7 protein-coding genes are annotated in these 5,611 nt (G+C 62.9%); 4 read left to right on the top strand and 3 right to left on the bottom strand.

Annotated features, from left to right (window positions below; genetic code table 11):
• Positions 1 to 142: 142 nt before the first annotated feature.
• A complete protein-coding gene (locus IVB32_RS08050; protein ID WP_026232516.1) occupies positions 143 to 667 on the bottom strand; it encodes a nuclear transport factor 2 family protein in 525 nt (174 codons plus the stop codon).
• Between the two features lie 216 nt (positions 668 to 883).
• On the opposite strand from IVB32_RS08050, the gene IVB32_RS08045 reads away from it, so the two are divergent.
• Positions 884 to 1,369: an L-2-amino-thiazoline-4-carboxylic acid hydrolase gene (locus tag IVB32_RS08045; protein WP_018453351.1), complete on the top strand. Its 486-nt coding sequence runs from the start codon at positions 884 to 886 to the stop codon at positions 1,367 to 1,369.
• Complete coding sequence (locus IVB32_RS08040) at positions 1,366 to 1,626, top strand: hypothetical protein (RefSeq protein WP_247369053.1); 261 nt, start codon at positions 1,366 to 1,368, stop codon at positions 1,624 to 1,626. Before IVB32_RS08045 ends, IVB32_RS08040 begins: the two co-directional genes overlap by 4 nt.
• 135 nt (positions 1,627 to 1,761) lie before the next feature.
• Here IVB32_RS08040 and IVB32_RS08035 read toward each other — a convergent pair whose 3' ends face one another.
• A complete protein-coding gene (locus tag IVB32_RS08035; RefSeq protein WP_018453353.1) occupies positions 1,762 to 1,899 on the bottom strand; it encodes an NUDIX domain-containing protein in 138 nt (45 codons plus the stop codon).
• Positions 1,900 to 2,018: 119 nt separating this feature from the next.
• Here IVB32_RS08035 and IVB32_RS08030 point away from each other — a divergent pair, with 119 nt between their 5' ends.
• Complete coding sequence (locus IVB32_RS08030) at positions 2,019 to 2,441, top strand: RidA family protein (protein WP_018453354.1); 423 nt, start codon at positions 2,019 to 2,021, stop codon at positions 2,439 to 2,441.
• Positions 2,442 to 2,509: 68 nt separating this feature from the next.
• Here IVB32_RS08030 and IVB32_RS08025 read toward each other — a convergent pair whose 3' ends face one another.
• The gene (locus tag IVB32_RS08025; RefSeq protein ID WP_026232518.1) at positions 2,510 to 3,601 is read right to left on the bottom strand and encodes an enolase C-terminal domain-like protein; all 1,092 of its coding nucleotides are present in this window, start codon (positions 3,599 to 3,601) and stop codon (positions 2,510 to 2,512) included.
• A gap of 178 nt (positions 3,602 to 3,779) precedes the next feature.
• Between IVB32_RS08025 and IVB32_RS08020 the strand changes: the two genes are divergently transcribed.
• Entirely contained in the window at positions 3,780 to 5,342 is a 1,563-nt protein-coding gene (locus IVB32_RS08020; RefSeq protein WP_018453356.1) for an adenylate/guanylate cyclase domain-containing protein, read from the top strand.
• Positions 5,343 to 5,611: the final 269 nt, after the last annotated feature.

The following is a 5,611-nucleotide window of genomic DNA, read 5'->3' as shown; positions in this document are numbered from 1 at the left end:
CGGGCGCAGGCGGGCTGCCGCCGCGAGGTTCGGCTCGGCAAGCCACCAATCTCATTTCGGCGAAGCGTGTCCGGTGTAGCTCGAAGAGCGTAGACGGACTGGAGCGGCAGCCTCCTTCGCCGACACACCGCCGCTAAATCCCCTATTTCAGTTCCGTGTTTGCGACCGGAAGGATGGAGGCGACGTGCCAGCCGTCCGCATCCTGAACGTAGGTCTGGCTGATCAGAAACGTATTTTGTTGTGGCGGCTTGCCCGGAAGGCCGCGCGTAAAGACGATCGGCACGAGGATCTGCATGATCTCGTTCGAGATCACGGCGACGCGGAATTTCGACATGTCGGGTTCGAGGTGCCAGGTGCCCTCGTAATAGGTCTTGAACCGCGCGGCGACCTCATCGCGACCGCGCGTCTCGATGTTTCTGGCAAACAACAGCGTTCCGGCTGAATTCAGGAGCATGGCCTTCATGGCGTCCGCATCATGCGCATTCTGCGCCGCGATGAATTTCTCGAAGATGGTTCGTGCTTCGGCATCATTTGCGGCAGCCTGCGCGCCTCCGGCCGGCCAGAACGTTGCGGCGAGAAACAGCGCTGCGGCAAACGCCGCAACTTGAGGGCGCCGTGAAAACACTCGTGGCGTGAAATTGCCTGAAGGCATTTTAGGTCGGATCATGGTCACCTCTGGTCATTTGCCGGCGGAATTTGAATGGTGAGCGTCATACCATTGTGGCCAGGTCGATGTTTTCAGGATTGCACGATCGGCGATGACCCCGACATCACGGAAACGTAGGCTTCCGGATGCCACGGGACCAGGCAAGCAAACCCTCGCCGCGAGCAGCGAGTTGAGTTATCGTCTTGTGGTGTGAAGTAACCCGGATGAAGGTTGCCCATGAGCGTGTCCGTCATCGAGCAGGCAAAGATCCAGGCGCAGGTGCTGGTGCCCCTGGTTAAGGCGTTGCAGGCCGAACTCGGCGAGGCGCGCGCCAATGCATTGGTGCGCAAGGCGCTTGGCGACCTCTATCGCGGCTTCGGCGAGGAATTCTGGAAGGCAAAGAACAGCACGAACAACGAAGCCGATCTCGGCAAGGCCGTCGCGTCGGCGTTCAAGACCTATGCCCGAGACGACGCGCTCGCCTATGACATCATCGAGCAGACCCAGGACGCCTTTGCGTTCGACGTGACGCGATGCGCCTATGCCGAGTTCTACAAGGCGCTGGGCGAGCCGGAGCTCGGTTTCCTGCTGGTCTGCACCGCCGACTTCGCGACCGCTGATGGATTTGGCGCCGACGTCAGGCTCACGCGCACGCAAACCATCATGCAAGGCGCGTCCCATTGCGATTTCCGCTACTGGCGCGACGAGCGCGGATCAAAATGAAGGGAATGCGGGTGATGCGGGCGAGCTATGTTGCCCTGATGGTGCTGGCGCTGATGTCGTCGCGCGCCGCTGCTGCGGTCATCGACTGGCAGGCCAAACTGCAGCGCTGCCGCGCATTGCGCGAAAGCGTGGCGCCGCTGCTTCAGGCCGGCGAGGGCATCTCGGCCGTCGGCCGCTCCAACAGATCCATCCGCCGCTGCATCTGGATCCAGCGCATCGCGGTGCGCAGGAAGATTCCCGGCGCGGAGGTTTGGTAGCGTAGCTGGTCATGCAGCGCTGCTGTCTCACACTCCGTCATCGCGAGCGCAACGAAGCAATCCAGACTGTTTCCGCGGAGGGGTTCTGGATTGCTTGGCCGCGCTCGCAATGACGATGTGGAAGCAGCAACGTGTTCAGCTCATCGCCTTCACGATGGAGATTCCGATACCGAGCTCCTCGTGGAACTTACGCACCAGCGCGGCCTGCCAGCTCTCGCCGAACTCGATCTCGCCGCCGATCGCGACGACGCGATGTGCGAATGAAGGCGCCATGTGGTCATGGGGGATCGTTATCGTGCACCACCTCGGTGCAATGCGCAGCTTGATCCGCGACTCCCCGCCTGCCATTGTCCGCCCACCACGCCAGCGAGAAATGAAGGCAGGTTATCGATATGAGCAGCGTGAACAAACCAGGTGGCAACTACTTGCCGGTGATCATCCATGGTGGAATTGCGTATGTCAGTGGTCAGCTGCCGCGTCGCGGCGAAGCCCTGCTGTGCTCCGGTAAAGTCGGCGCAGGTGTCGATGTCGCCGCCGCACAGGGGGCGGCGGCCCTCTGCGCAGATCTCTGCATTTCGGCCATCAATCACGCAACAGGTGGAGAGGACAAGATCGTCCAGGTCTTGCAGCTCGTTGGATACATCGCCTCGGCCCCTGGATTCACTCAGCAATCGCAAGTCATGAACGGCGCTTCCGACCGGTTGATCGAGCGCCTAGGCGATCGCGGTCGTCACACGCGTACATCTGTCGGCGTCGCCGAGTTGCCGCGGGGTGCACCGGTCGAGCTGAGTATGATTGCCGCTGTTCAGTCGTAGGAAGGCATGCCGTTCGCTGATCGTCAGCTTCGACGTTCGCACTTCGATACGTCGCGACGACACGCGGTCTATTCGACCAGATACTTCTTCACCGCAGCCTCGTCCCACGCGATCCCGTTGCCGGGCTCCTCGTTCGGCAGGGCAAAGCCGTCCTTGATGATCAGCCGCGTTGAAAGCACTGCGTCGGCCCAGTCGACATATTCGAGCCAATGCGCGGTCGGCGTCACGCACAAAAGATGCGCGCTGACTTCCGAGAACAGATGCGTCGACATCTCGATCCCGGCGGCATGCGCCAGCGCGGCGGCGCGCAGCCAGCCGGTGACGCCGCCGATGCGCTGCACGTCGGGCATCACGTAGTCGCAGGCTTCGGCTGAGAGCGCGGTCTGCATCGCGAAGGCGCTGTCGAAATTCTCGCCGATCTGGACCGGCGTGCGCAGCGCATCCGCGATGCGGGCGTTACCCTCATAATCGTCGTGACGGATCGGCTCCTCGATCCAGGTCAGGCCCTCATCGTCGAGCATCTCGCCACGGCGGATCGCCTCGGTGGCCGTCAGCGCCTGGTTATAGTCGCACATCAAGGTCACGTCGTCGCCGACGGCCTTGCGCACCGCGCGCACCACCTTCAGGTCTTCCCGTGCATCGGGACGGCCGACGCGGATCTTTGCGGCCTGAAAGCCCTCGGCCAGCAGCTTGTGGGCTTCCTCCACCGCGGCACCCGCCGGCATGATGCCGAGCCCCTTCGAATTGTAGGCCCTGACCGGTCTTGGCGCGCCGCCGAGCAGCCGCGCTAGCGGCAGGCCGCGTGCGCGCGCCAGTGCGTCCCATGCCGCCATGTCGATGCCGGATTGTGCCAGCCGCTGCAGGCCGGCGAGCCCCAGCAGGGTGAAGCGCTGGGTCAGCTTGCGCTCGATCTCGAACGGTAGCAGCTCGTCGCCCGCAAGCAGCTCCGACATTTCCGCGACCATCGCCGTCAGCGGCTTCAAGGCCGATGGCGTGATCGAGAACAGATAGGCGTGCCCCTGGACGCCCTGGTCGGTCTCGCAGTCGATCAGCACCAGCGGTGCCTTTGCGACAGCCCCGGTCGAGGTCTGGAGCGGGAGGTTCATCGGCACGATGACGGAGCGCGCATTGAAGCGCTTGATGCGGATGGTCTCGGCCATTTGGTGGATCTCCTGGCGGAGTGAATGCAGATAAATGCCGATCTTAAACATTCGCCATGAAACGAAAAGCCGCTTGGCGCGACCACCATAAAATGGGGTTGCGCGGGAGCGCGTTTATTGGCTCTGTTCCGCAAATCGCCCCGAGTTCGAGACAGGAACGCAATCACGGAGCCAAAGAGTGAAGCAAGAGATCTCCGAAGAACAGCGCAAGAGCGGCATCCTGACCGGTGCCGCGATCGCCTTCCTGCTGCTCGCCTTGCCGCTCGCGGTGTGGCTGGACCTGACCGAACTCAGCAAGACCGCGCTGCGCCGGCAGGCGATCGACCTGAATTCGGTGATCACGAGCGTGCGCAGCTACTACGCGACCAACGTGGTCGGGCGCATCATCGCCAATCCGAACGGTACGACCAGGGTGATTCACAACTACGAATCCATCCCCGGCGCGATCCCGATCCCGGCGACATTGTCGCTGGAGCTAGGGCGGGTGATCGGGGCGCAGCAGGAAAACATCACCTACCGTTTCGTCTCGGACTTCCCGTTCCAGAACCGCGCCCCGCACCAGCTCGACAAGTTCGAGAAGGACGCGCTCGAATCGCTTCGCAACGATCCCGAGCAGAAGATCGTCGACACCGAGACCTCGCTGTTCAACGACAAGGTCCGGCTGATTGCTCCGGTGACGATGGGCCCGGCCTGCGTCAGCTGCCACAACAGCCACCCCGAGAGCCCGAAGAAGGACTGGAAGGTTGGTGACGTCAGAGGCATCCAGGAGGTGATCATCGCCCAGCCGATCGCCGCCAACATCTTCTCGTTCAAGTTCCTGCTGGCCTATTTCCTGATCGCCGCCGGCAGCGGCCTGTCGTTTCTCTCGCTGCAGCGCCGCCAGGCGAGCCGTATCAAGGGCATGAACAAGGAGCTCGAATCCGCCAACGACTTCCTGGCTTCGCTGTCGATGAAGATCTCGCGCTACATCCCGCCGCAGGTCTACAAGAGCATCTTCTCCGGCCAGAAGGACGTCACCATCCACACCGAGCGCAAGAAGCTCACCATCTTCTTCTCCGACATCCAGAATTTCACCGCGACGGCGGAGCGGCTCCAGCCGGAGTTGCTGACCCAGCTCCTCAACGAATATTTCACCGAGATGTCGGCGGTCGCCCACGAATTTGGCGGCACCATCGACAAGTTCATCGGCGATGCCATGCTGATCTTCTTCGGCGACCCCGAGACCAAAGGCGACCGCGCCGACGCGCAGGCCTGCCTTCAGATGGCCTGGCGCATGCAGCACCGGCTCACCGAGCTCAATGCGAAATGGCGCGCCTCCGGCATCGAGCTGCCGTTCAAGGCCCGCATGGGCGTCAATTCCGGCTATTGCAATGTCGGCAATTTCGGCAGCAGCGATCGCATGGACTACACCATCATCGGTGCGGAGGCGAACCTCGCCGCGCGCCTGCAATCGATCGCCGAGCCCGGCGGCATCGTGCTGAGCTACGAGACCTTCGCGCTGGTCAGCGACATCGTCCGCGCCCACGCGCTGCCCGCGATCACGATGAAGGGCATCAGCCGCGAAATCATTCCCTATTCGGTCGACGCGCTGAACGACGCGGCCGCCGAAAGGAGCGGGATCATCACCGAGCGAGCGCCGGGGCTGGAGCTCTATCTCGACCCCGCCGTGGTCAAATCCGGCGACGCGGCGCGGGTGCGCTCGCTGCTGGAGAATGCGCTGGCCTCGCTGAACCCGGCGTGAGGAGCACGCGCGTTGCCGTCTCCCATCGAGAGAGTGTGCCGTGTGGCACCCCCTCCCTAGCCCTCCCCCACAAGGAGGGAGGGAAACACATCTTTAACGTGGCGACGTTGTCCAACTTCGCGGAAAGTCGATCATGGTGCGACGCTGCTCCGTTCTCCGCTCGGCTCCCTCCCCCCCTTGTGGGAGAGGGCGGGGGAGAGGGGTAGCCCAGCAATAGGTGGGCCCGAGTCAACTCACCGCGCCGCGCCTTCCGTGAAGGCGGTGTCGAT

This window comes from Bradyrhizobium sp. 23 (assembly GCF_023073295.1).
In the GTDB taxonomy this organism is placed as follows: domain Bacteria; phylum Pseudomonadota; class Alphaproteobacteria; order Rhizobiales; family Xanthobacteraceae; genus Bradyrhizobium; species Bradyrhizobium canariense_D.
The sequence above is the reverse complement of the archived record's forward strand: the minus strand, read 5'-3'. Positions and strand labels throughout refer to the sequence as shown.